The 23,208-nt window shown below is 37.2% G+C and carries 20 protein-coding genes; 2 read left to right on the top strand and 18 right to left on the bottom strand.

Annotated features, from left to right (window positions below):
* Positions 1-12 precede the first annotated feature (12 nt).
* The gene (locus tag J4Q03_RS08860; RefSeq protein WP_426047837.1) at positions 13-1,032 is read right to left on the bottom strand and encodes an aminoglycoside phosphotransferase family protein; all 1,020 of its coding nucleotides are present in this window, start codon (positions 1,030-1,032) and stop codon (positions 13-15) included.
* Between the two features lie 232 nt (positions 1,033-1,264).
* On the opposite strand from J4Q03_RS08860, the gene xrtF reads away from it, so the two are divergent.
* Entirely contained in the window at positions 1,265-1,795 is a 531-nt protein-coding gene (gene xrtF / locus J4Q03_RS08855; protein ID WP_426047836.1) for an exosortase family protein XrtF, read from the top strand.
* On the top strand, positions 1,782-2,237 hold the full coding sequence (locus tag J4Q03_RS08850) for an exosortase F system-associated membrane protein (RefSeq protein ID WP_426047835.1): 456 nt from the start codon (positions 1,782-1,784) through the stop codon (positions 2,235-2,237). Before xrtF ends, J4Q03_RS08850 begins: the two co-directional genes overlap by 14 nt.
* A gap of 163 nt (positions 2,238-2,400) precedes the next feature.
* Here J4Q03_RS08850 and J4Q03_RS08845 read toward each other — a convergent pair whose 3' ends face one another.
* The 17 genes from J4Q03_RS08845 to J4Q03_RS08765 all read right to left on the bottom strand — a co-directional run bounded on the left by J4Q03_RS08845 (position 2,401) and on the right by J4Q03_RS08765 (position 23,161).
* Positions 2,401-3,402, bottom strand: a complete 1,002-nt coding sequence (locus J4Q03_RS08845; protein WP_426047834.1) for a cation diffusion facilitator family transporter — start codon at positions 3,400-3,402, stop codon at positions 2,401-2,403.
* Between the two features lie 53 nt (positions 3,403-3,455).
* Positions 3,456-4,448 (bottom strand): aspartate-semialdehyde dehydrogenase, encoded by a 993-nt coding sequence (locus J4Q03_RS08840; protein WP_426047833.1) that lies wholly within the window; start codon positions 4,446-4,448, stop codon positions 3,456-3,458.
* A 75-nt stretch (positions 4,449-4,523) separates the two neighbouring features.
* A complete protein-coding gene (locus J4Q03_RS08835; RefSeq protein WP_426047832.1) occupies positions 4,524-4,955 on the bottom strand; it encodes a hypothetical protein in 432 nt (143 codons plus the stop codon).
* Positions 4,956-5,001: 46 nt separating this feature from the next.
* Positions 5,002-5,904: a lanthionine synthetase LanC family protein gene (locus J4Q03_RS08830; RefSeq protein ID WP_426047831.1), complete on the bottom strand. Its 903-nt coding sequence runs from the start codon at positions 5,902-5,904 to the stop codon at positions 5,002-5,004.
* Complete coding sequence (locus tag J4Q03_RS08825; protein WP_426047830.1) at positions 5,894-6,760, bottom strand: thiopeptide-type bacteriocin biosynthesis protein; 867 nt, start codon at positions 6,758-6,760, stop codon at positions 5,894-5,896. Before J4Q03_RS08825 ends, J4Q03_RS08830 begins: the two co-directional genes overlap by 11 nt.
* Positions 6,750-9,008: a lantibiotic dehydratase family protein gene (locus J4Q03_RS08820; protein ID WP_426047829.1), complete on the bottom strand. Its 2,259-nt coding sequence runs from the start codon at positions 9,006-9,008 to the stop codon at positions 6,750-6,752. Before J4Q03_RS08820 ends, J4Q03_RS08825 begins: the two co-directional genes overlap by 11 nt.
* 12 nt (positions 9,009-9,020) lie before the next feature.
* Entirely contained in the window at positions 9,021-10,157 is a 1,137-nt protein-coding gene (locus J4Q03_RS08815) for a lanthionine synthetase LanC family protein (protein ID WP_426047828.1), read from the bottom strand.
* 95 nt (positions 10,158-10,252) lie between these two features.
* The gene (locus J4Q03_RS08810) at positions 10,253-10,489 is read right to left on the bottom strand and encodes a hypothetical protein (RefSeq protein WP_426047827.1); all 237 of its coding nucleotides are present in this window, start codon (positions 10,487-10,489) and stop codon (positions 10,253-10,255) included.
* A 50-nt stretch (positions 10,490-10,539) separates the two neighbouring features.
* On the bottom strand, positions 10,540-10,779 hold the full coding sequence (locus J4Q03_RS08805; RefSeq protein WP_426047826.1) for a hypothetical protein: 240 nt from the start codon (positions 10,777-10,779) through the stop codon (positions 10,540-10,542).
* A 41-nt stretch (positions 10,780-10,820) separates the two neighbouring features.
* The gene (locus tag J4Q03_RS08800) at positions 10,821-11,573 is read right to left on the bottom strand and encodes a nucleotidyltransferase domain-containing protein (protein WP_426047825.1); all 753 of its coding nucleotides are present in this window, start codon (positions 11,571-11,573) and stop codon (positions 10,821-10,823) included.
* 80 nt (positions 11,574-11,653) lie between these two features.
* The gene (locus J4Q03_RS08795; RefSeq protein WP_426047824.1) at positions 11,654-14,332 is read right to left on the bottom strand and encodes a TonB-dependent receptor; all 2,679 of its coding nucleotides are present in this window, start codon (positions 14,330-14,332) and stop codon (positions 11,654-11,656) included.
* Between the two features lie 209 nt (positions 14,333-14,541).
* Positions 14,542-15,402 (bottom strand): carboxylating nicotinate-nucleotide diphosphorylase, encoded by an 861-nt coding sequence (gene nadC, locus J4Q03_RS08790; protein WP_426047823.1) that lies wholly within the window; start codon positions 15,400-15,402, stop codon positions 14,542-14,544.
* Positions 15,403-15,412: 10 nt separating this feature from the next.
* Positions 15,413-16,045, bottom strand: coding sequence for a hypothetical protein (locus J4Q03_RS08785; protein ID WP_426047822.1), 633 nt, complete (start codon positions 16,043-16,045; stop codon positions 15,413-15,415).
* Between the two features lie 9 nt (positions 16,046-16,054).
* A complete protein-coding gene (gene nadB / locus J4Q03_RS08780; protein ID WP_426047821.1) occupies positions 16,055-17,626 on the bottom strand; it encodes an L-aspartate oxidase in 1,572 nt (523 codons plus the stop codon).
* 30 nt (positions 17,627-17,656) lie between these two features.
* Positions 17,657-18,283 (bottom strand): NAD(P)H-dependent oxidoreductase, encoded by a 627-nt coding sequence (locus J4Q03_RS08775; protein ID WP_426047820.1) that lies wholly within the window; start codon positions 18,281-18,283, stop codon positions 17,657-17,659.
* Positions 18,284-18,407: 124 nt separating this feature from the next.
* Positions 18,408-20,669: a T9SS type B sorting domain-containing protein gene (locus tag J4Q03_RS08770; protein ID WP_426047819.1), complete on the bottom strand. Its 2,262-nt coding sequence runs from the start codon at positions 20,667-20,669 to the stop codon at positions 18,408-18,410.
* A gap of 239 nt (positions 20,670-20,908) precedes the next feature.
* Positions 20,909-23,161 carry a lectin-like domain-containing protein gene (locus J4Q03_RS08765; RefSeq protein ID WP_426047818.1) on the bottom strand — a complete coding sequence of 751 codons (2,253 nt, stop codon included), beginning with the start codon at positions 23,159-23,161 and terminating at the stop codon, positions 20,909-20,911.
* Positions 23,162-23,208 lie beyond the last annotated feature (47 nt).

Below are 23,208 nucleotides of genomic sequence, written 5' to 3'. Positions count from 1 at the left end.
CGTAGTCAAAAGTTAAGCATTTAAAATGCGATTAATTTTCAATTTTGATTCTTCCGAAGACAACTGTTCTATGACTTTCTTTAGCTCAGGATAATCCTGCATCTGTTCCCAGGATTGAGCAAACCGGGTGATGTTTTGAATTCCTTTTTCAAGACTGGCTGTGAAATGCTGCTTCCTTTGAATCAGTCCTCTGAAGCCATAAGCCCCAAGTACCTGCAGAAATCTCATCATCTGAATAGGTTTTACCGAATTTTTTAGTTGACTCTTGATCTCTTCGTTTTCAAACTGTCCGATGTAATAGTCAAGCATTTCATTTTTAAAATCTTCCGGGAAATCAGCCTTTGCTTGGAAAAGGAAAGAAATCACATCATACATCAACGGTCCTTCCATAGCAGATTGATAATCGATGAACGAAACTTTACGACCTTCATTAACCATAATATTCCTTGCCTGAAAATCACGGATCATGATGCCTTTAGGTTCAAGACTTTCTATGAGTTTGGCAATCTGTTTAAATTCTTTCAGTAAGATCGATTTACGGTACTCGAGTTCCAGAACATCAGCTACAAAATTTTTAAAATAATACAGATCGTGAATTACGGGAAGCTCATCATACCTTTCATATTCAAAAGTTTTCGAAAAATCAATTTTCCCCTGAGTCCGGATCTGAAGCTGGAAAAGCTTTTCTAATGTTTGCTTCACCAATGTTTTTACATGAACGGAAAGGCCTTCTGCTGTAATGATCTCTGAAAGAGTCTGTTCTCCGAGAAATTCCTGAATATAAATTTTTCTGTCGTCTGAAACAGCAAAAATATCAGGAGTGTTGAGGCCAAGTTCTGAGAATATTTCAGAATAGTAGAGAAAGCTGTCGTTTTCCGGGATATTTTCATTGCTGGTGACAATGTATTTTCTGGTGTTGGATTTGGCCAGGAAATTCATCCTCGCGGAACCACTTTGAGCCAGCGTAACGAACTCAGAAGATGTTTCACCCAGATAATTTTCAAAAAATCGTTTTGCGTTTTCGGAAGTCATAATATGGAACAAATATACTAATTTAATGGGAGTTTGGTGTTCTGGTTGTTTGAGGGTTTGAGCGTATTAGAGTTGGAGTAGAGTTATTAGAGGATTTGGAGTTCTGGATGGTGATTGAAAGTTGATGTTAGTTAAATTATTTTGTAAAATCTAATGTCTGACATCTAGTGTCTAAAATTTGATATCAAATATTTATTAACCTAAGTTTCAGTCTAATTTCTATCTTTGCAGTATGTTAAAGGATTTTAAACCGGTTTTAAACATTTTGCTGAGGTTCATCGTCATTTATCTGGTGTTGCTTTTTGGATACCAGTTTTATCTGAACAGCGGTAAGGCAGATGGGCTGGATTCTTTTTCCCGGATGATTGCTGACCAGGTTGCCTCTATTCAAAACGCGACGGGATTTCCTACGCTGCTTTATGATGATGTGAAAAATGAACAGGTTTGGTTTTATGTAAAGAAAAATTATGTGGCAAGAATGGTGGAAGGGTGTAATGCTGTTTCCGTTATGATCTTGTTTATAGCCTTTGTTTTTGCATTTTATAAAGGGGCTAAAACGTATCTTTTTGCTTTGGCAGGACTTGTTTTGCTTTACATTATGAATCTCCTTCGAATTGTAGGGCTGAATATCGTGTTGGTAGATTATCAGGAATATGGAAAAATTTTCCATGATTTTATTTTTCCGGCAGTTATTTACGGAACTGTTGTGGTTCTTTGGCTGGTGTGGATCAAATTCTTTGCTTTAAAAAATGAAAATTCTTAACTGGCTTTTGGTGATAGCAGGAATCTGCGGTCTTATAAGTGTAAGGATGCTTGAGGACAAAATTTTCTATGACCCCTTTCTTGAGTATTTTCATGAAGCGGTTAAGAATATTGCATTTCCCCGGTTTGAATGGGGGAAATTAATTGCAGGCCATCTTTTCAGGTTTATCCTTAATCTTGCTCTTTCATGCCTGATCATTCAATGTCTTTTTAAAAACCGCCGGTGGACGGTGCAGGGAGCATTGCTGATTGCCATTATCTTCGCGATTACTTTTCCAATTTATCTTTACTGTATTTATGACCGATTCGATATTGGCTATCTTTTTTCCTTTTACATGAGAAGGTTTGTCATCCAGCCACTGGCTTTACTTTTGATCGTCCCGATGTTTTATTATAGAAAACAGCTAGAAAAAAACAGGCAAATAGACGGGAAAACCCATTAACTTACAAGTTGCCCAAGTTTTAGAATAAGGTTAAGATTGGAAATGTCAATTGTGAATGTTGCTTTGCAAGTGAATCGTGAATGAGCAGACATTAGATGATAAATTCATTGATTTACTTATTGTCAACCAGTAACTAAACTCTAAACCCCCCTGACTCTCAAATTTAGTCTATGGTATGTTTGTCTATACTGGTAACATTTTCCGGGGTCCATTCTACTCTTTTTACAAAGTCTTTTTCACGGACAGGACAGTCTTTGATCTGGCATACAGGACATGATACTGTTTTGCAGTCGTCCATATGGAAATTAAATTCTACACTTCTTTTTGTGTTTTTAGCCAGAAGGATAATCATTTTTTCCATTTCATTATGAGCTTCCCGAAGGCTGTAGTACCAGGGTAGCGTAATATGGGCATCTATATGGAGGTTGGCACCGAACTGCTGGATTTTCATATTGTGGACGTCAATCCATTCTATCCGTCTGTTCTCTTCAAGCACCCTGATGATCTGGTTAAGGAGATCAGGATCCTGTTCGTCCATAATACCACTTAAAGATTTTCTTACGATCTTATAGCCCACGTAGATGATGTAAAATCCAAAAATAAGGGCTACCACTGAATCCAGCCAGTATATTTTAGTGAAATAAACAATAATTAAGCTTATTACAACGCCCAATGTCGTAATGGTATCAGACTGAAGATGTTTCCCGGATGATACGAGAACGAGGGAATTTTCTGCCTGCCCTTTTTTAATGGAGATATATCCCAGGAGATAATTTACAACGGCAGTTGCGGCAATAATCCATATCCCCAGATCTATTTTGCTCAGCGTTTTTCCCATGATGAGGCTGTTGATGCCTTCATAGATGATCATGATGCCCGCAATGGCTATTAAAGCTCCTTCAATACCAGATGTTACAAATTCTACTTTTCCATGGCCGTAAGGATGGTCTTCATCCCTGGGTTTGGCGGCCAGATGGAGGGAATAGAGTCCCATGAATGCACTGATAACATTTACGATGCTTTCCATGGCGTCAGAAAATACAGCATCGGAGTTGGTGAGTTTCCAGGCAATAATTTTTCCTACAAAAAGAATAAGTCCAAAAGCGGCAATCAGCTTTTGAAATCCTATTTTGTCTTTATGGCTAATGGTCTTTTTATTTTCCATAGTTTGATAAAAAAAAGAATCTCAATTCTGAGACTCTTTTTTATTTTGTTAGTTTAAACTAAGTTGTTGGCTGCTAAGTATTCTGCAATCTGTACAGCGTTCGTTGCGGCTCCTTTTCGCAGATTGTCTGCTACGATCCAGAGGTTGAGCGTTTTGGGCTGTGAAAGATCACGTCTTATCCTTCCGACGAAGACTTCATCTTTTCCTTCGGAATATAATGGCATTGGATATTCGTTGTTTTTCACGTTGTCCATTACCACCACGCCCGGTGTTTCGGATAAGATTTTTCTTACTTCGTCAAGGTCAAACTCGTTTTCAAATTCAATATTTACACTTTCTGAGTGTCCTCCCTGAACAGGAACTCTCACTGCAGTGGCTGTAAGATTGAATGTATCATCACCTAAAATTTTCTTAGGTTCTTTCATCAATTTAATCTCCTCTTTCGTGTAATCATCATCACTGAAAACATCGCAGTGAGGAAGTGCATTTTTGAAGATCTGATAAGGATATACTTTGGCAACGCTGTCATCTCCATTAATCTCAGCATTAAGCTGATCCACGGCAGCTTTTCCTGTTCCTGTTACAGACTGGTAAGTGGAAACAACCACTCTTTTCAGGTCATATTTTTTATTCAATGGACCCAAAACCATTACCAGTTGAATGGTAGAGCAGTTTGGGTTAGCGATGATCTTGTCTTCTTTAGTCAGAACACTGGCATTGATTTCCGGAACCACCAGTTTTTTAGTAGGATCCATTCTCCATGCGGAAGAATTGTCGATCACAGTGGTACCAGCTTCAGCAAACAGGGGTGCGAATTCGAGAGAAGTATCTCCTCCGGCAGAGAAAATAGCAATATCAGGTTTGGCAGCTATAGCGTCTTTCATGCTTACGATGGTAAATTCTTCCTGTTTATACTTCACCTTCTTACCCACAGATCTTTCGGATGCTACCGGGATTAATTCTGTTACAGGGAAGTTTCTCTCCTCCAAAACTTTCAGCATAACTTGTCCAACCATTCCTGTTGAACCGACTACAGCTACTTTCATTGATTTAAATTAAAAATTAAGGTTAAACTATTATAAAGTTATTAATTGATCATTAATAACTTATTATTTTATGTTTTAAGCCCCAAAGACTCTCGTCCAAGGGAAGGCAAATGCAAATAAACCTGCAGCAATTAGTCCCATGATTACAATTCCTAAGGAAATCGTGTCATTAGACTTCACTTTTTTGTTGATGATGGTCATCAGTACTGCTGCGATAAGCATAGAAAACGGGTGCTCTACATACTGGAATCTTAAGTCAGCATTTTTCATGACTGATCCCATATCCAATCCTTTTGTAAAATTCATTACCAGCATGATGATTCCTATTAAAAACTGAACATGGAAGAAAATCATCGTAAAGAGAGTAGTCTTCTTTAAAAATTTGTTCACTTTACCACTGAAACCAAACATTGTGGCTAAAAGGGCAATAATAAATAACGAGACCAAAAGAAGTTCAAGGTACCCAAATCCTTTGTGTGCATTAAGCAAAATCTTGTAAAAATCCATATTCAATTTTTTGTACACAAATATAGCAAAAATCCCGGGCGTATGATCAGTAATTATACGTGGATTCTAAGATACACTTTAACCCGGGGTGTTTTTTTGCATTTAATTCCGAAATATTTCTAATGGCACTGTTTGTGAGGCTATTATTCCATATTCCAAAGGTATTTTCTTCCTTTTTAAGAACGTTTTCATCAGGTTTGAATTCAGAGGTGAATTTTTCGATACCCCGATGTGATGAAGAAGCATATTGGACTGCCTTTTTTAGAATAAATTGCTCATAGGTTGTTTGAATCTGATGAATTTTCCTGTCTTTTATCCAGAGTAAAGCTTTCTGTAGCAGTGTATTGATTAATGGGGATTTAAAATTGGTTTCAGATACATATACACAGGATCTTATTACTGGGAACAGGCTTTCAAGGGATATATTTTGTTGAGAGCTATACTTTTCTATCTGTATAAATTGGTTGTAAAGGATGATTAATGTCTGATTTAAGATGTGGAGATAATTCTCCTTCTGAAGTTTCTTTCTCGTATAAAACATCCTTTCTGAAAAATAGAAAAGAAGGTCACTAAAATATTCTAGCTGTAAAGGATGGTTGAAATTGATATGAGAATCCCTGAATTTTTCTAAATGTTTTTCGATGTATTGGGAAAGATAAGAATCCGCATTAAGATCAATCATCTTTTCCTTTGAGAGATATTGTACCGTCCAGGCTATTCCGCATAATCCGTCAAACAGCGATACATTGTGGATTAAGTTTATTTCATTTAACTCTGTCTCTACTAGTTCTGTTCCATAATTGTAAGCTTCTATGTCGGAGGAAACCCTATAATATTCAAACATAAAAATGGCAATAGCACATCTGCCATTAAGGCCCGTACTGAGAGAAGCAGGCTCATTGTTTTGAAAATAAACTTTTAAAGAAGAGTAGTATTTTTCAGCTTCCATGATCCTTTGTACTTGTGTGGAAATAATGTGCTTTTTTATAATACCGCCATATGAAATCATACGCAACCAGCTCATGCATTCTGTTGTCTCCCGTAAAAAGCCTGTTTAGCGACATATGAATAAAACTGGATACCATACTGTAGAAATCTACATTAAGGCGCTTTTTTTCTTTCAGGGAGAGGATTTTTGAAGCAGCGTCTGCCAAGGGGGCTTTATTTATTTTTTTCGTTTTTTTACTTAGAAATGCATCAATTGCATGCTTGTTTTCATTATACAGTCTATCAAATTGCTTCTTTGTATTTTTTTCAATATTAAATTCGCTGTAAAAATGATTTCTGAGTTTTTCTGCAAATTCCAATTTTTCTGAAAGAGAGAAATTAAAAACAGAGAGATAAAGGTCAATCAGTTTTAATGCCCATAGACTACGGATATTCTCCTGATCTTCGTTAAGAGAATTGATGATATTGATAATGATACTGCTGTCATAAAAGAAAATTTTTTCTGCCAGTTCCATGCTTGAAGCGCCATATCTTTCAATCTCCCGCGTATAGGTTTCTATCTGTAATTTCCATATGTATTCACCTGACATCAGATTTTCCAGTAATTTGTTTAGTGTATTAATAATTAAACCCACCTGATCCTGATCTTTCAGCCTTATTCTGTACCTGATATGATAGGAAGGATCATTATATCTTATGAAAAACCATTGGTCAATAAGATTTTGAGCAAGTAAAGACAGGCTTAAAGTATTAAGATGATCAATCAAAATATGATCTGCAGCATTATATCCACAAAATATATTGTAGTAAAGCCACTTATCGCCAGGTGGAAAAATCCGCTGAATATTATTTTGCATTTCTTATTGCAGAAAGTTTTTGGTTATTATAAAAAGTAAATATAAATTGATTGGTAAAGCTGCTTCCGTTTCTTTTTACCAGCTGATCTGTATCGGTGTACAGAAATTCTTTAAGAGTAAAACTTTCCCGGGTTCCTATGGTATCTATCAACATTTTTATACTGCTGATGTTTTCAAGATTAATGAGAAGATCATTATCATGTTCAGCAAACAAAACGTATTGAGGGAGGTTCCATTCCTTTCGGGTTTCTTTCATCCAATCAAAAAGTTCTTCATCTGAGGTATATTTTTTTGTAAAGATAAGCATGTCGTCTTTGGTAAGATTCCAGGTAGAAGCTTTAAGAATGCATTTTTTGTACTCTATTCTGGGAATGTACTTGTAATTTTTTTCCATTAATCCTAAATTCAGCCCAAGTCCATACCTGTTTCCCTGGTTCTGCAGATCACACAAGAAGTGATATAGAGGAAGAGAATTGCTGCTATAGTTATGGGCTGTTGTAAGGCGGGGAATGATGTATTTGTTTAATTTTTTCGATCGCAATAGTATTGTATGATTGCGTACAGAAACCATTAAATCTGAGGTGGTCAGCTGGAATTCCGCCGCTTTTTCAGATCTGGATAAATAAGGGATTTCATACTCTGCGAAGCCCGGACGGCAGATGACATTTCCTATTCTTGATTCCGGGATATGTGATATATCTGCAATAATGAAATTTTTCCTGATTTCTTTTTCAATGTCTGTAATGTTCTGGGTGTGTTCTCTTAGTGAGGAATCCGATGAGCAGAATCTTCCGAATAAATTGGCTCCGCTAGCCCCGCTGAACCCATGGAAAAAGATTTTTTGTTCCTGATCTGTATGAACGATCTCTGCCATCAGCGAGAAAGTGTCATGAATATCCTCCCACATTTCATCTGTATTTTGATGGATATCTGATGATGTTAACGTAATAATTTTTTCATTTTTTCTGAGGGCCTCTGTTATTTTATGATGAAAGAGCTCACTGGCGGCATCCCATTTTATTTCGTTCTTCTTTTTTCTTTGAACAGGAATCTGGAGACTTTCCAGAAAATGATTTCCAGGAATGATGTTGGGATGTATCCCGTAGCCGATTCCAATTTCGTTATCCAATGCAATTGATAAAGGGATTTCGCGGTCTTCATATTTTATTCTGAATTTTGTAATAAAGTTGTCCAGCAGAGGACTGTCTTTTTTCTGTGAAATAAATGATATTTTATTGAGAATATTGAGGCCGTCCTGAAGATCTTTAATGATAGTTTTGTCCAAAACATTCGTTTTTGCAGTGACGGATAAATCGGTCTGGAAAAGAAACTTAGGATCTGTTTTTATCCCCAGTTCATCAATCTTATTTTTCAGGGTATAATAGATGTCGACTGTGTTGGGGATTTTTTTATCGAGTTGGGCAAGTTCATTGCTGATTTGTGCAAATCTTTTACTGTAGCTGTTATTTTTGATTCGGGAAAATACATTGGTGATTGAAGTGAAATAATCATTTCCAATTGCGGCCCCGCTTATGTTGCTTACAAAAAGCTGATGATCTATAAGCTCGTTAATGAATCGCTTGGCTTCGGCAGGGGTGATCTCCGGATCGTACTGAGTCATCTGTTCAGCCAATGCATTTATAGTGGAACCGCTGGCGGCCTTGTTGATGATAAATTCCAAATGGGGTGTAGCATCAAGGGCCTGGATGTGATGAACTCTCTGTAGTCCTCCGGGATAGCTGTATTCTATATACCTGTATTGACTGCCTGCTTTATAAATGCTGGTATTGGTATGGTAGATAAAATTGTTCCGTAATTTTTTGTCATCGGACAAATACTGGGAAAAGGTAATGAGATATTGCATGTCCAGCCTTGTATATCTCAGATATTGGTTTTCTGTGTTTATTTCTATTGCATTATAATCACCAAATTGTCCTAAGGAGTATCCTGCGAATAATCCGAAAGGCGTACAGCGTGAAGACATTCTGCTGATATATTTAAGTAAGGATATTTTTAATTTCTCTTCTTTTTCCTTGCTTAATCCCTCCTCCAGCCACTTTAAAAGAGTGGCGTAAAGTAAAGGAGAGCCCAGGAATAATGCTTCCTTGAAATAGACGTCATTCACTAAGTTTTTAAGCTGTTCTTCCTGAATGTCTTTGCCTTTGAAAAGTGTTGTTAATAAGTTAAGCGGTTTTGATGGAGTTCTTAGAACATATTGATTTAAAACTTTGTAAGGAAACTTACTCATTATGATTTTTATTTATGAAATTAACAGGCATTCGTCCCAGCTGCTTATTTTTTCTTGTTGATAATCAAGCATTACTAATCCCGCTCCGGCTAATCCGTTAAGAATGCTCATCGGGGACTCTTTTGTGATGATGAACGAATCCATGCCTTTCTTTAGCCAGTATAAGGAAGCTTCTTCAAATTCCTGGACGCGATTTGTATGATATGCCCTTGAAAAGATTCTGGAAGCCCCGAAATAACCATGACATATTCCGTAGCCATTAATCATGGATTGTGTTATATCTTTTCTTTGTGCTGCCTTTTTTAAAATATCTGCTGACTGGACGTTCCATACCGGCTTCCCAAGTAAAGTTGAAGTATTTAGTAAAGCTGCTCCTATACCTATATCACCTGCGCACCAACTTAAGCTGCTGAATGACTTTTCTTCTGTCTCTAAATCAATCCATATCGGAAAGACAGATATGGAATCCGGCGGCATTTTAGTTTCCAGAACCAATTGGGTAAACTTTTCGAGCCACTGTTCAGACTGTTTCTGGAAATACTTTTTACCATAGGCTATACCAAGGATTGCTATAATTCCGGATATGCCGTGGGCAGGTCCCAGATGAAGTCTTTTTTTTAGCTTTCCTTCAATAGTTTCAGATACTGCAAGTTTACAAAGGTCATAATCACGGATTGTTTTGTAGAGATAGGGAAGTTTTGAAAAGAACAGGGAAATCTGTTTTTCATATTCCCTGCTGTGAGCAGTTCTTTTTAAAAAATAAAAAATACATCCAAGAGCTCCGTGAAAAAAATCGTAATTGTCATGCAGAATATATTGTTGCAGGTAATATTCGATCTGGGTGTCTATTGCTGATAATATGGAGGTGAATTCATCTTTTTCTACAAAATTATACTCTTCCAGATGATTTAAAAGCCATGCAAAGCCGGCCAAACCATTACAGTAAGAAGCGGAAAAATGACCTTCATTTATTTTTTCAATACAGAAATTTATGGTTTTAAGACTGTTCTCTGAGTGCAGTCCCAAACTTTCCTCGTAATAAAACTGAAAAAGAGCAATTCCGGCCAGGCCGTTTAATGCTCCTATTTTGCTGTATTGGGTATAATGATGTCCCAGATGGACATATATATCCTGTAATTTTTGATCCAAGTTTGTTTTAAAATAAGCTGAAGACATGAAAGCTGTTGAATAAAAAGCCATAGTAAAACAAAATTTACTATGGCCATAATTTTTAAATTGAGCGTTTAAGATACACACACATAGTAACATTCCGTACTATGAATAGGATTGCCCTGTGTATCATAGCTTGCATGCTGCCAGTATCCCTGACCGGAAGCATTCTCCGTACCTATTACGGGGGTTGGGTGGGTATTAGGCTGAACCACGTCACCGCCTTTGATGTTTTCTTTAAGATTTCTGCTTAATGGTGTGAAATTAAGTTTTGAGATCTTTGTTTTTTTCAATGTTAATTTCTTTCTCATGTGATTTATAGGTTTTATAGGTGGATATTTTTTGACGATTAAGAGATTTATTATGATCCACAATCGTAGTAGCACGTCGTTCCATGAATTGCATTGGTCTGGGCGTCATATCCTTCGTGGTACCATGCACCGTGGGCTGAACCGCCATCGCCTCCATATACAGGGGTTGGATGGGTATTAGGCATGACCACATCACCTCCTTTGATATTTCCTTTATGGTTTCTGTCCAGGATATTTGTATTGAGTTTAGAGATTTTAGTCTTTTTTAAAATTAATTTCTTTTTGTTCATGGGTTAAAATTTAAATTTATTTGTCTCTAAAATAGTAAAAATTAAGACTCCATCCAGTGTGTTTTAAAATTTTCTTCATTGATTTTTTCTATTTTGCTCTCTATGTAGTGATAAATTGTTATTGCTGTTTTTTTGTTGATAGTTTTAGGGTCAATACCTGAAACCCATAACTTTACAAAATCTTTATCGGGAAAATCATTCCAATGATATATCTTTCTGTATGCAGCATCACAGAGAACCTTTTCTGTTTTAGTATCTAAAAATGTCTCATATCCTAGATATGATGAGTAGAAATGAAGTGTTTTCTTTAAAAGGATATAATAATGATAGGAGAAAAAAGGAGAGTCTTCATCAATAGAAAGCAAATGATTTTTATGGTTGTACAGCCCGTACAGCCCTGCCTTCACTTCACTTTTTATATTTGTTTTTTTTAGAAAGGGAGTTGTTGTGTAGGTTGTTGCAAGTTCCTGTAAATCCGTTACGATGTTTTTCGGATCATAAAGAACCTTGCCAATATTAAAAATATAGGCTTCAAATTTCTGCCTGTTGATAAATTCGCTGTTGAATTTTTTTTTAACAGATTCAGTATTTCTGCCCAAATAGGAGAATGTATAGTTGTTGATAGTGGTCAGTCCCTTTACAGTTTTTGTTTTAGACCTGTCAAATATAATCCTGATATCTATATCTGAATTTTTATTTTGCAGCCCTACAGCATAACTGCCGGTGAGTAGAATTCCCAGAACATACTTTTTGTTTTTCCAATGGTTTAAAAAGTTTTCGAGTGCTTCTTCCATAAAATTGTTTTTATAAAAATAAAAAAAATCCCGGCGAAAAGCCGGGATAGATATTTATAAAATCTAATATTGTGATGTTATTAGAATCTGTAAGAAAGTGAAGCTGACCAAGTTCTTCCGAATCCGAAATAAACGTTGTTGCTAACATCCAAACCTTTGTAGAAGTTATTTGGATTTGCGTTGTAAGCATCTAATTGTTGTTGAGCAGTTTGCCCACCTGCAATATCTTTATAATCAGATATTGTTTTTTTGTTAGATGATCTTAAATCTGAAATGTATGTAGCATCAAATAAGTTGTAAACATTTGCAGATAAAATCAGTCTCTGTCCATTTTTCAGATCAAATGTATAAGATGCTCCAACATCAGTGAGGTTATAAGAAGGTGCTTTTAAAGAACCTTTTTCAGCTCTGGCTGCAGGAATTTGCCCATTTTCTCCAATGATAAAACCACTGTTGATACTAAATGTTCCATAAAGGTTGTCATAATATCTCCAAGTTCCGTAAATATCAAGGTTTTTAACTGGTTTCACAGTAGCTCCAATAGCTGCTGTGGTTTGCGCAGCATCAGATACTTTAAGGCCATCTAAAGCTAAAGTAACCTCGTTTTTTCCGTTTGAGCCAACAATAGGAGCTCCGTTTTCATCAACTAAAAGACCTGTAGGATTGTTTTTATATTTCCAGTTTCCTATAGATAGCATTCCGTTAAATTCTAAAAAGTTCAAAGGTTTGTAGAATAATTCTAGTTCAGCACCCATATGTACCTGCTTTACACCATTTAAGCTAACAGTTGCTCTTTCCAGGCCGTAAATAGTAAGGTTTGTAAGGCGAACAAATCTGTCATCCCAAGAAGTATAGTATAAGTTAAGATTAGCTCTAAGCTTAGAAGATCTAAAGCCGTAACCAAATTCTGCAGAAGCAATTTTTTCATTCTGAAGATCCTTATTCACGACTTGTTGGTTACCTGTCTGTCTGCCATCTGAAACAGAGTAAGGATAAACTGCAAAGAAGTTTGGCTGTTTAGAATAATAACCAGCGTTCACAAATACGTTATGATTATCATTGATGTTGTAATTAACACCTGCTTTTACATTATAACCAAACAGATATTTCATCTCTGTTTTTGTGTTTACCTTTTCTCCTAATTGTTCGGTAACACCATCTATAATCCAGTTGTCAATTCTTGAGAATCCTTGTTCAGAAGCAGAACCCTGTACAAATGCAGAAAGATTGTCCTTAGAATACTCTAATTGTCCAAAAACTCCACCCCAAAGGACTTCTCCGTTATAGTTTCTGTATACAATTTGGTCTTTATCTTTTATCGCCTTGATGAACGGGTTAGCAGAAGGTGTTGCATTGTAAACAAGGTTTACATCCATATTAGGATTATTCTTGTTGTCCTTTTCAATAAATTTGTTATTTCCCCAAAGATCGGTTAAAACTCCCGGGTGATAACCGTAGTAGTATCTTCCATCTAAACCAACTGAAAAATTAAAATTATCATTGATTTTATGTTGGAAATTGGTAAGGAATCCGTACCAATCGTGAGAGTTTACTGAAGCTCTTCTTACTAGACCATTGGTTCTTTGTGCAATTCCTGGCGTTGCATTAACTTTATTGATTGGAGCAGCAGGATTTGATGGGTTCCATAATACTGATTGTCCTTGGTTCCACGCAACAATATCATCAAAACGGATTAAACCATCTTGAGTTTTCGGAAGACTGTTTATACTTGTTCCATTAATGGATCCGATAACTCCGGTCCCTCCTCCACGTCCCCAAGAAGCATAAACAACAGTTGATAATTTAGATTTTTCGCTCATTGTCCAATCCCAGTTGATGGATGCAACAGGCTTACTATAATAATTTACAGATTGAGAATATTGTCTTCCATTCAAATATCCCCAGTTAGAATTGTATTTTCTGTTTGGCTCATCCCCAAAAACCTTATCCAATTTACCATCACCCATATCTAAATATGTAGCAATACTTCCGTTAAAGTTTTGATTGTGCCATTGAGGAGCCCCAGTAAATGTGAATTGGAAATCATGCTTTTTATTTGGCTGCCATCCAAGAGCAAAATAATAGTTGTATGCTTCAAAATCAGAGCCATCTATATATGTTGCACCTGCCGTTCTCGCCATTAAGAATGAAGTAGACCATCCGTTTGCAGATTTACCAGTATTGTATGAAAATAATGTTTTAAGGTATCCGTCATTACCAAGACCTAAAGTTACATTACCCTCTTTCTTTTTATCAGCTGCTCTTGTAATAACGTTAATGGTTCCTCCAATAGATGCAATAGCTAATTTGGATGATCCTAAACCTCTTTGAACCTGCATAGCAGAAGTAACATCTGACAAACCAAGCCAGTTTGACCAGTATACTGTACCCCCTTCCATATCGTTTACAGGAACACCGTTGATCATTACTGCTGTGTTATTTGTATCAAAACCACGAATATTGACACGACCATCACCAAAGCCACCACCACCTTTCGTTGCATAGATAGAAGGGGTAGAGTTTAAGATCTCCGGGAATTCTTGATTTCCTAATCGTTGTACAATCTGTGCTTCTTTAATGGTTGAAACTGCTACCGGTGTTTTTCTATCTTTAGCAATATCAGCAACACCAGTGATTACAACTTGTTCAATGTCATTGGATTTAGTTTTCACCGTATCCTGAACTTCTTGAGCATAATAAACACTAGCTGTAGATAATGTAATTACTACGGATAGCATCGATTTGTTGATTAATTTCATAATCGTTAGTAATAGTTAGATTTAATTTTCTGCAAAATTCGCGAAATAAAATTTAACTAATATTAACTGTATGTTAATTTTTACTTAATCTTAATAAGATTTAACTTGTTGATTTTCAGATTTATAAATAAAAATTGAATTTTTATATGAAAAAAATCATATTATTGAGTTTTTAACAAATAGGGGCTGTTTTTATTAAAAATATAACGCTATTTCACGGCTTTGAGACTCAAATCTATATTTTCGGCCGAGTGAGTAAGGGCTCCGGCAGAGATATAAGTGACCCCTGTAGAAGCAATTTCTTTTAACATATCACGGGTAATTCCACCTGAGGCTTCAGACTCACAAGAGCCGTTGATCATTTCTACTGCCTGCTTCATCATAGGTACACTCATATTGTCGAGCATGATTCTGTCTACTTTTGCTTTGATGGCTTCTTTTACTTCTTCAAGGTTTCGTGTCTCAACTTCGATCTTTAGTTTTTTCTTAGTACTTTTAACATAATCTTTTGCCATTTTTACGGCATTCGTAATACTCCCGTTATAGTCGATGTGATTGTCTTTCAGCATGATCATGTCATATAAACCATACCTGTGATTGGTTCCGCCACCTATAGCAACGGCCCACTTTTCACATACTCTGAAATTAGGAGTTGTTTTTCGGGTATCTAAAAGTTTTGTTTTTGTGCCTACCAATCGTGAATCCCAGTCGTGGGTAAGGGTCGCGATGCCGCTCATTCTCTGCATACAGTTCAGGATCAGCCTTTCTGTGGAAAGAATTGACCTTGCGCTTCCGGTTACAGTTAAAGCCACATCTCCAACATTGGCTGCTTCTCCATCTTTAATGAAGATTTCCACTTTTAAATCCTTATCAAAAGTCTTAAAAATAATTTCTGCCAGCTCAACACCTGCTAAAATACAGTCCTGCTTGACCAGAAGTTTGGCGCTCTGTTTCAAATCCTTTGGAATTGTAGAAAGGGTAGAGTGGTCGCCATCCTGGATATCTTCTTCCAGGGCATTTTTAATAAATGTTTTTAATACTTTATCTGTAGCGTATGCTGGTCTTTTCATATTTTTGATTTTAATAATAAAAGGAAGATTTTTTTCCGAACAATACATCATGAATAATGAAGAGCAAAAGGACTTCATTTTCTTTTGCATCTATTTTTTCAAAATCTATATTGTCTTTTATTTTTATATTGTTTTGATTAATACCCTGAAACTCTAATACTTGTTTTTCGTTTCGTCCTTGTGGTATAACTTTATAGCTCCATTTAAAATTATCCCAATCATATTCTTGAGTGTAGTAAATGATTTTTTCTTTATTAAATGTTAAAATCGGATATTGGTGATTATTGACATAATATAGAGTTAAGCGTAATTTATTATCTTCAATTATTTTATTTAAATCGAATTTTAAACTTCCATAATAATCCGGTTTTCCCAAGCCTTTCATATTGCATAAAAGATTTAAAACTAAAGGATATTTGGATCTGGGGATAATAATTTTTTTTAATAATGTTACTCCAAATAATCCCAAAAGAAGTCCTAAAAATATTATTCCTGCAAGGATGATTATACTTGAAAAATTATCAGTTTTTCCATCTTTTACCCAAAAATTCAATAATATAAAACCACAAATCAATGAAAGTATCATTCTTGAATAGAATAAAATATTGACTGTTGTAAGAATATTTAAATTCAGAGTTTTCATTGATTTAATTTAAACCAAATCTTTATTATAAAACGCCCCTTTATTTTCAGTCATTTCCATAGATTGGGTAATGATAAGGTGGGCAACGGTTGTTAAATTTCTTAATTCAGATAACTGTGGTGAAAGAATAGAATAGTGGTAGATCTCGTCCACGGCTGCTGCAATTTCCTGATGTTTCTGCAGGGCCATATTCAAACGTCTGTTACTTCGTACAATACCTACCAGATCGCTCATCATTTCCTGAAGCTGTTTTCTGAGGTAGCTTATGATAACCATTTCATCCATGATCTTCATTCCCTCTTCATTCCATTCCGGAACAGCTTTAAGATCATCAAAATTAAAATCATTTTCATTGAGGAGAGCAACTGTTTTTATAGCGGCATTGTGTCCGAAAACTAACCCTTCCAATAAAGAGTTTGACGCCAGCCTGTTTGCACCATGCAATCCTGAATTGGTGCATTCTCCCACGGCAAAAAGATTCCGGATAGAAGACTGTCCGTCTCTGTCTACTTCAATACCTCCCATTAGATAATGGCATGCCGGTACTATAGGGATTAATTGAGTGAAAGGATCAATTCCTTCTTCTTTACATTTTTTATAAATATTCGGGAAATGTTCCAGGAATCTTTCATGGTCCATATCCAGGCAGTCAAGACCGGCGTATTCATCACCGGAAATCTTCATTTCATTATCAATGGCCCTGGCTACAATATCTCTGGAGGCTAATTCTTCACGTTCATCATATTTGTGCATGAATTTTTCACCCTTTTTAGTCCTTAATTTGGCACCATCTCCGCGGACGGCTTCAGAAATAAGGAAAAGCATTCCGTTGATTTTGCTGTACAGCGCTGTTGGATGGAACTGGTAGTACTGCATATTGGAAACCTTACCCTTTGCACGGGCTACAAAAGCAATTCCGTCTCCGGTAGCAATAGTAGGGTTTGTTGTGTTCTTATAAACATGTCCTGCACCTCCTGTGGCGACCAATGTTATTTTGGAAGTGATCTTTTTGATTTTTTTTGATTTTTCGTCAAGAATATAGGCACCATAGCAGTTGATATCACCTTCACTTACTTCTTTTCCCGGTACATGGTGTTGAGTAATAATATCAATAACATAATGATGATCGAGGATTTCAATATTCGGGCTGCTGTTGGCTGTTGCTAGAAGAGCTCTTTCAATCTCGAATCCGGTAATATCTTTATGGTGGACGATTCTGTTTTCAGTGTGGCCGCCTTCTCTGCCCAAAGCAAATTCTCCGTTTTTCATATCGAAATTGGCGCCCCATTCTACAATTTCGTTGAATCTTGTAGGAGCCTCCCTTACGACCATTTCTACGACTTCGCGTTTGTTTTCCCCGTCTCCGGCACGCATGGTGTCTTCAATATGCTTTTCGAAATTATCATTTTTAAAATCGGTGACTACGGCCAGCCCGCCCTGTGCATATTTAGTGTTGCTTTCGTCTTCGTCGGATTTTGTTACGATGATGATCTTGGCGTCGGGGAGCTGTTCAGAAACTTTAATGGCATAGGAAAGTCCCGAGATGCCGGAACCAATTACTAATACATCCGCTTTTATCATATGCTTGCTTTAGGTACGATCGTTTAAATATTAAATAAATTTAAACAATTTTTCGTTTGGTTTTCTTACTTTTTTCATGTGCTGGAAATGATCTTCCTCAGAACGGTAGCCCAAAGCCAGGGTGACGGTTACCTTTTCTGTCTCCGGATTGATATTGAGAATCTCTTCTATCAAATCCTGGCGGAAGCCTTCCATAGGGCAGGAATCTATATTTTCAATAGCGGCGGCATACATTAGATTGGCCAATACTATATAGGACTGCTTTTCTGCCCAGTTGAAAATTTCATCCTGTGTTTTTTGGGTAATATGCTGATTAATGCTTTTTCTAAAAAGGTCGAGCTTCTCAACAGGAGTTTCTCTTACCTCGGAAATATGATTAAAATAGCCGTGAATATAGCTCTCCTCAATAGTTTTTTTTGAAATGATAACAATAAGGTGCGAGCAGGTAGAAATCTGAGAGGGATTATAGAAAGCCGGAATTAATTTCTGTTTCATTTCCTCACTTTCCACGACCAGTACTTTGTAGGGTTGAAGTCCAAGCGAACTTGCAGACAGCTTTCCCGACTCAAGAATATTGTGCAGGGTATCTTGAGGGATAATCTCATGATTAAATTTCTTCACAGAATATCTTCTGCTTAAAGCTTCCAAATAATTCATAGGACAAATTTAAGAATACAATACGAATAAAGTGCGTTTATAATGAAATATCTCTTTCTATGAAAAGTAAAAAGATCACTCCAAATTTGGAGTGATCCCTGTATTAAAAAAAGTAATTTTCAATTTACTCTCTGTTTTTTACCATAATCCAACCTGAGAATTTGATTGGGGTATTCTTGCTGTTATTTTCATTCCATGTGATGGAGTACCAGTAATTTCCTGTCGGCACTTTTTTACTTCCGTTGGTGGTGCCATCCCAAACATATCTGTTAGATTTGTCAGCCTGGAAAAGTTTGTATCCGTATCGGTCGAAAATTCCGATTTCCAGATTCTTTTTATTGGAAAGCGCTGAATAATCAATGGCATCGTTTACTCCGTCACCGTTTGGCGTGATCACGTTAATTAGATTAGGAACTGTAATGTTAATCTGAATAGGTTCGCAATCATAGCTGTCCTTTACATAAATCTTAGTTTCGCCTCTCGTCACATTAGTGAATATATTAGAATCCTGCCACTGTATATTATCCATTGAATATTGGTAAGGCGGGGCTCCTCCGTTAACAAATACAGTTACTGTGCTTCCTGAAATATCAATACTGGTAACCACAGGCTGTTCTGAAGCATATACCTTTACTGTCTGTAGTGTAATACAGTCCCCGGTCTTTAATTTTACCCAATAAGTTCCCACGCCAACATTATTTATAGCCTGTGTTGTTGCTCCTGTGCTCCACTCGTAGCCATTAAATCCAGGACCTGCATCCAGTGTGGTTTTGTCCTCAATACAGATGATCTTGTCCTGTAATACGCTCGACGGAACCGGAGATAAAACGGTGAGGGTTACTTTTGCAATTGAATAACATCCCTGTGCGTTGGATACCTTAATATAGATTACTCCGGATGGAGCGGTGTAGGTCAGGAAATTTAAAATTTCATTGGTTCCGTTTTCAGCATCCGCAAGGGATGGATAGTATTTTTTTATCGCTCCCGTCAATACTGTTACCGGAGCATTGCTTAAATTGAATGTTCCCAGTGAAGGATTGGTTTCGAGGAAGCATGTTCTTAATGATGCATCAGTAACTACAACAACCGGATTAAGATTCAGGGTAACTTTTGCCACACTCACACATCCCTGAGGAGTTGTCACTTTTGCAAATAATATGGCTGCTCCTGATGCATAGGCTGTAGGATTAGGAATCTGGTTGATCCCTGCATTCAGGTCAGCCATTGTATTGTAGAATGCCATCGTACAGCCGGGTACTGTTGTTAAAGCAGCTGTGGTAAGGTCAAATGTCGCAGTGCCGGCATTGTTGTTGTTACATCCAGTAAGAGAAGCATCTGTGGCTGCAAACGGGGTTGGATTCAGCTGTATGACTCCGTCTCCATTATCACAGAGTGTGGAGCTTGGATCCTTAATAACCACCTTTATTGTGGTGGCGCCTGAATACAAAAAGCTTGAAGGATTGGCAATAGGTGTTGGACTCCCTAAAACATAATAGGTGAATATGTAATTACCCGGATTATTAACAAACTGATCATTGAAAGACGTGAGATCAACAGTTCCGTTACCGGTTGCAGGATTGGTACATACAAATGGAGTCACTGTAGCATTCAGGATCGGAACCTTGTCTACAAAAACTTTTACATTTTTGATAGAATGTCTGGCGCTGGCACCTCCCGTAGCTGCCGAAAATCCAAAGTAACCCTGTGACATTCCAATGGCAGCACCTGAAGGAGCGAATGATTGGTCTGCAATAAGGACGCCGTCAATTTTTATTTTAATGATCCAGTTCGTAGGGTTGGTGAGATCTGTTTCTCCGTTTACTTCCACGTGTTTGTAAGTTGGGCCTACAAATGGCTGAGTAGGGTTGAGGTCGGGAGAGTGAAACGTACTGCCGGCTGTTGTATTGTATTCAATATTGTTTCCGGCCGTATTGTTAGTGCCATAAAGAACATGCACTTTACTCATCTGCCCTTCTGTGGTATTGTTGAAGATATCAAATCCTACCATCAGTCCTGATGCATTTCCGGGAATTCCGAGTCCGCCACCGGATACAAATCCTGTCGGCGGGTTGGCAAGATACCAGAATGTAAATCCGTCTCCTCTGCCGAACTGTGCTGTTCCGTTTCCATCAATCCTAAAGTCAAATTCCACCTTCCATTTGTCGCAATAGCTTAATGTGATAGGTGTAGCCAGCTTTACAGCACCATACAGACCTCCGTTATCGGTTGTAAGCCTGATAAAATCTGTGTCAACAGCCGCATTTGAAACAAGATCCCAGCCGGTTGTATTAACAGGGTTTCCCGTAAGCTGATAAGTTTGGGAAAGCAGCTGTCCTGAGAAACCGAATAATAATGTTAAATAATAAATGAGTAGTTTTTTTTTCATGAAATGAGGGGTTTGTGGTTATCGGTATAAATATATTTATTTTGATTCGTGTTATATAATGAATAATTGTCAATTGTTTAGTTTAAATTGTCAATTTGAAATTTATTTTAAATGATTAATGGTAATTATTGAAAATGGTAATGATTTTTTCATTTGTTAAATAAAAAATTAATTGTTAGTATTCTTTTAATTGATATTATTAAAAAAATCACCCCATTTGGAGTGATTTTTAATGGAGGTTAGTCTCTGTTTTTTACCAATACCCAGCCGGAATATTTTGTGGCGGTATTATTCTTATCGTTTTCATTCCATGAGATAGAATACCAGTAAATTCCGGTAAGGATTTTTTTACCGAAAGCAGTTCCGTCCCATTTGAAGTTTCTTGTTTTATCAGCTTCGTAAAGTTTATTGCCATATCTGTCATATACTATAAAAACCAGGTTTTTCTTGTATGCTAGTGCAGAATAATCAATAAAGTCATTCACGTTATCGCCGTTTGGTGTAATGGCATTGATGAGATTGGGAACAGTGATCTGAACTTCAACCGGTGAACAGTTGTAAAAATCTTTTACAAAAACTTTTACTTCTCCTCTGTGCAGGCCGGTAAAAGTATTAGAGTCCTGCCAGTCGATACCGTTTAAAGAATATTTGTAGGGGGGAGTGCCTCCGGAAACATTCACAGTTACGGTTGTATTATTAATATCAATGCTTGAAATAACAGGGTTTGCCGAAGCAATAACCTTCACAGTCTGTAGCGTTATACAGTCTCCTGTTTTTAGCTTTACCCAATAAAGACCGACACCTACTCCCTGTATAGAAGAGGTTGTTGCGCCAGTAATCCATTCGTAGCCGTCAAATCCCGGACCTGCATCCAGGTCAGTTCTGCCGTCAATACAGATGACTTTATCTTTTAAAACGGTAGATTTCACAGGTGGAAGTACAACAAGATTGACTTTTGCTATAGCGAAACATGCGTTTGAGTCTGTTACCTTTATATAAATTGCAGTACTCACGGACATATATTGAGATGGATTTACAATCTCATTGGTTCCGCTTAAAGCATCTGCCACACTTAAATAATACTTCTTTGTAAAGCCGCTTGTCAGCGTCGTTACATTGGCAGAAGTAAGATCAAATATAGCGCTCGTAATATTATCCTGAAGAAAGCACGATTGTAGTGTAGCTTCTTTAACAGGGGTCTCGGGATAAAAGGCGAGGGTAATTTTTGCTGTGCCGGTACATCCCTGAGGGGTGGTTACTTTTACATAAACTATTCCGGGGGCGGAAGTGTAAGAGTTGGGATTCGTGATTTCATTGGTTCCTGCATTCAGATCATTCAGTGTTTTATAATACTTTTTAGTGGCGCCAAGTACATTGGTGACATCTGCAGTATTAAGGTTGAATAAGCCTGTCCCTGCTTTATTGTTGTTACACGCCGTTAAAGTTTTATCGGTAAGGGTAAGAGGAGCCAGAACCAGCTGTATTTTCCCGTCCGGATTATCGCATAATATTCCTGCATTGTCCTTTACAACCACGGTAACCGTAGTATTCGCGTTAAACTGGAAATTTGTAGGGTTGGCAATTGGTGTTGAGCCCTGCAGATACGTGAATGTATAATTGGAAGGACTACTTACGAACTGAGAATTGAAGGTTGTTAAATTTACAGAAGCGAATCCTGTAGCTGGATTTGGACAGAAAGACTGTGTTGCCGTACTTTGTAAAATAGGAACTTTATCAGTATAGATTTTTACATTTTTAATAGAATGTCTTGATCTTGCGGCCCCTGTAGAAGCCGAAAATCCGAAGTATCCAATAGTCATGGCGGCGGCTGCACCTGATGGAGCAAAAGACTGATTGCAGATTGTTGTACCGTCAAGCGTTATGTTTACAATCCAGTTGGTAGGAACTGCCGGGTCTACCTGGGCTGTTACTTCAACATGTTTATAAGTTGCTCCTTGAAAAGGCTGGGTCGTATTCAGGTCCGGTGAGTGAAAAGAACTTCCCGGAACATTGAAGAATTCTACATTGTTGTTATCTGTTGTATTGGCAACCTGTCCATAAGCTACATGTATTTTGCTCATTGTAGCCGTGGTTGTGTTGTTGTAAGTGTCAAGGCCTACAATAAAACCAACTGCATTCTGGGAAACTCCAAGACCGGAACCCAATACACTTGCAACAGGCGGATTCGCCAGATACCAAAATGCAATTCCGTCTCCGTTGGAAGTTTGGTTAGAATCCATTCTGAAATCGAACTCAACCCTCCATTTATCACAGTATTTTAAGTTGATCTGGTCATTAAGCCTGATGGATCCGGACTGGTTGTTGGTATCCGGAGTGAGCTGCACGAAATCGCCCAGTACCTGTGTTGGCGACACCATGGTCCATCCTGTAGTATTCACAGGATTTCCCGTTAGCTGGTACGTTTGAGACGATAGGCTTCCAGGTAGAAAAAATGCAATGAGTAAAATAGAAGACAGTAAAAATTTTTTCATTAAAGGGGATTACTTTTATTTAGACACTGTAAATATATTAAATCCAC

It is taken from the genome of Chryseobacterium sp. NFX27 (assembly GCF_049887855.1).
In the GTDB taxonomy this organism is placed as follows: Bacteria; Bacteroidota; Bacteroidia; order Flavobacteriales; family Weeksellaceae; genus Chryseobacterium.
Note: the sequence above shows the minus strand (reverse complement) of the source record. Positions and strands in the feature narration are given on the sequence as shown.

Coding starts and splice junctions, on each gene's coding strand:
- J4Q03_RS08860 (WP_426047837.1), bottom strand. CDS start 1,032: ATGACTTCCGAAAACGCAAAACGATTTTTTGAAAATTATCTGGGTGAA.
- xrtF (WP_426047836.1), top strand. CDS start 1,265: ATGTTAAAGGATTTTAAACCGGTTTTAAACATTTTGCTGAGGTTCATC.
- J4Q03_RS08850 (WP_426047835.1), top strand. CDS start 1,782: ATGAAAATTCTTAACTGGCTTTTGGTGATAGCAGGAATCTGCGGTCTT.
- J4Q03_RS08845 (WP_426047834.1), bottom strand. CDS start 3,402: ATGGAAAATAAAAAGACCATTAGCCATAAAGACAAAATAGGATTTCAA.
- J4Q03_RS08840 (WP_426047833.1), bottom strand. CDS start 4,448: ATGAAAGTAGCTGTAGTCGGTTCAACAGGAATGGTTGGACAAGTTATG.
- J4Q03_RS08835 (WP_426047832.1), bottom strand. CDS start 4,955: ATGGATTTTTACAAGATTTTGCTTAATGCACACAAAGGATTTGGGTAC.
- J4Q03_RS08830 (WP_426047831.1), bottom strand. CDS start 5,904: ATGGAAGCTGAAAAATACTACTCTTCTTTAAAAGTTTATTTTCAAAAC.
- J4Q03_RS08825 (WP_426047830.1), bottom strand. CDS start 6,760: ATGCAAAATAATATTCAGCGGATTTTTCCACCTGGCGATAAGTGGCTT.
- J4Q03_RS08820 (WP_426047829.1), bottom strand. CDS start 9,008: ATGAGTAAGTTTCCTTACAAAGTTTTAAATCAATATGTTCTAAGAACT.
- J4Q03_RS08810 (WP_426047827.1), bottom strand. CDS start 10,489: ATGAGAAAGAAATTAACATTGAAAAAAACAAAGATCTCAAAACTTAAT.
- J4Q03_RS08805 (WP_426047826.1), bottom strand. CDS start 10,779: ATGAACAAAAAGAAATTAATTTTAAAAAAGACTAAAATCTCTAAACTC.
- J4Q03_RS08800 (WP_426047825.1), bottom strand. CDS start 11,573: ATGGAAGAAGCACTCGAAAACTTTTTAAACCATTGGAAAAACAAAAAG.
- J4Q03_RS08795 (WP_426047824.1), bottom strand. CDS start 14,332: ATGAAATTAATCAACAAATCGATGCTATCCGTAGTAATTACATTATCT.
- nadC (WP_426047823.1), bottom strand. CDS start 15,402: ATGAAAAGACCAGCATACGCTACAGATAAAGTATTAAAAACATTTATT.
- J4Q03_RS08785 (WP_426047822.1), bottom strand. CDS start 16,045: ATGAAAACTCTGAATTTAAATATTCTTACAACAGTCAATATTTTATTC.
- nadB (WP_426047821.1), bottom strand. CDS start 17,626: ATGATAAAAGCGGATGTATTAGTAATTGGTTCCGGCATCTCGGGACTT.
- J4Q03_RS08775 (WP_426047820.1), bottom strand. CDS start 18,283: ATGAATTATTTGGAAGCTTTAAGCAGAAGATATTCTGTGAAGAAATTT.
- J4Q03_RS08770 (WP_426047819.1), bottom strand. CDS start 20,669: ATGAAAAAAAAACTACTCATTTATTATTTAACATTATTATTCGGTTTC.
- J4Q03_RS08765 (WP_426047818.1), bottom strand. CDS start 23,161: ATGAAAAAATTTTTACTGTCTTCTATTTTACTCATTGCATTTTTTCTA.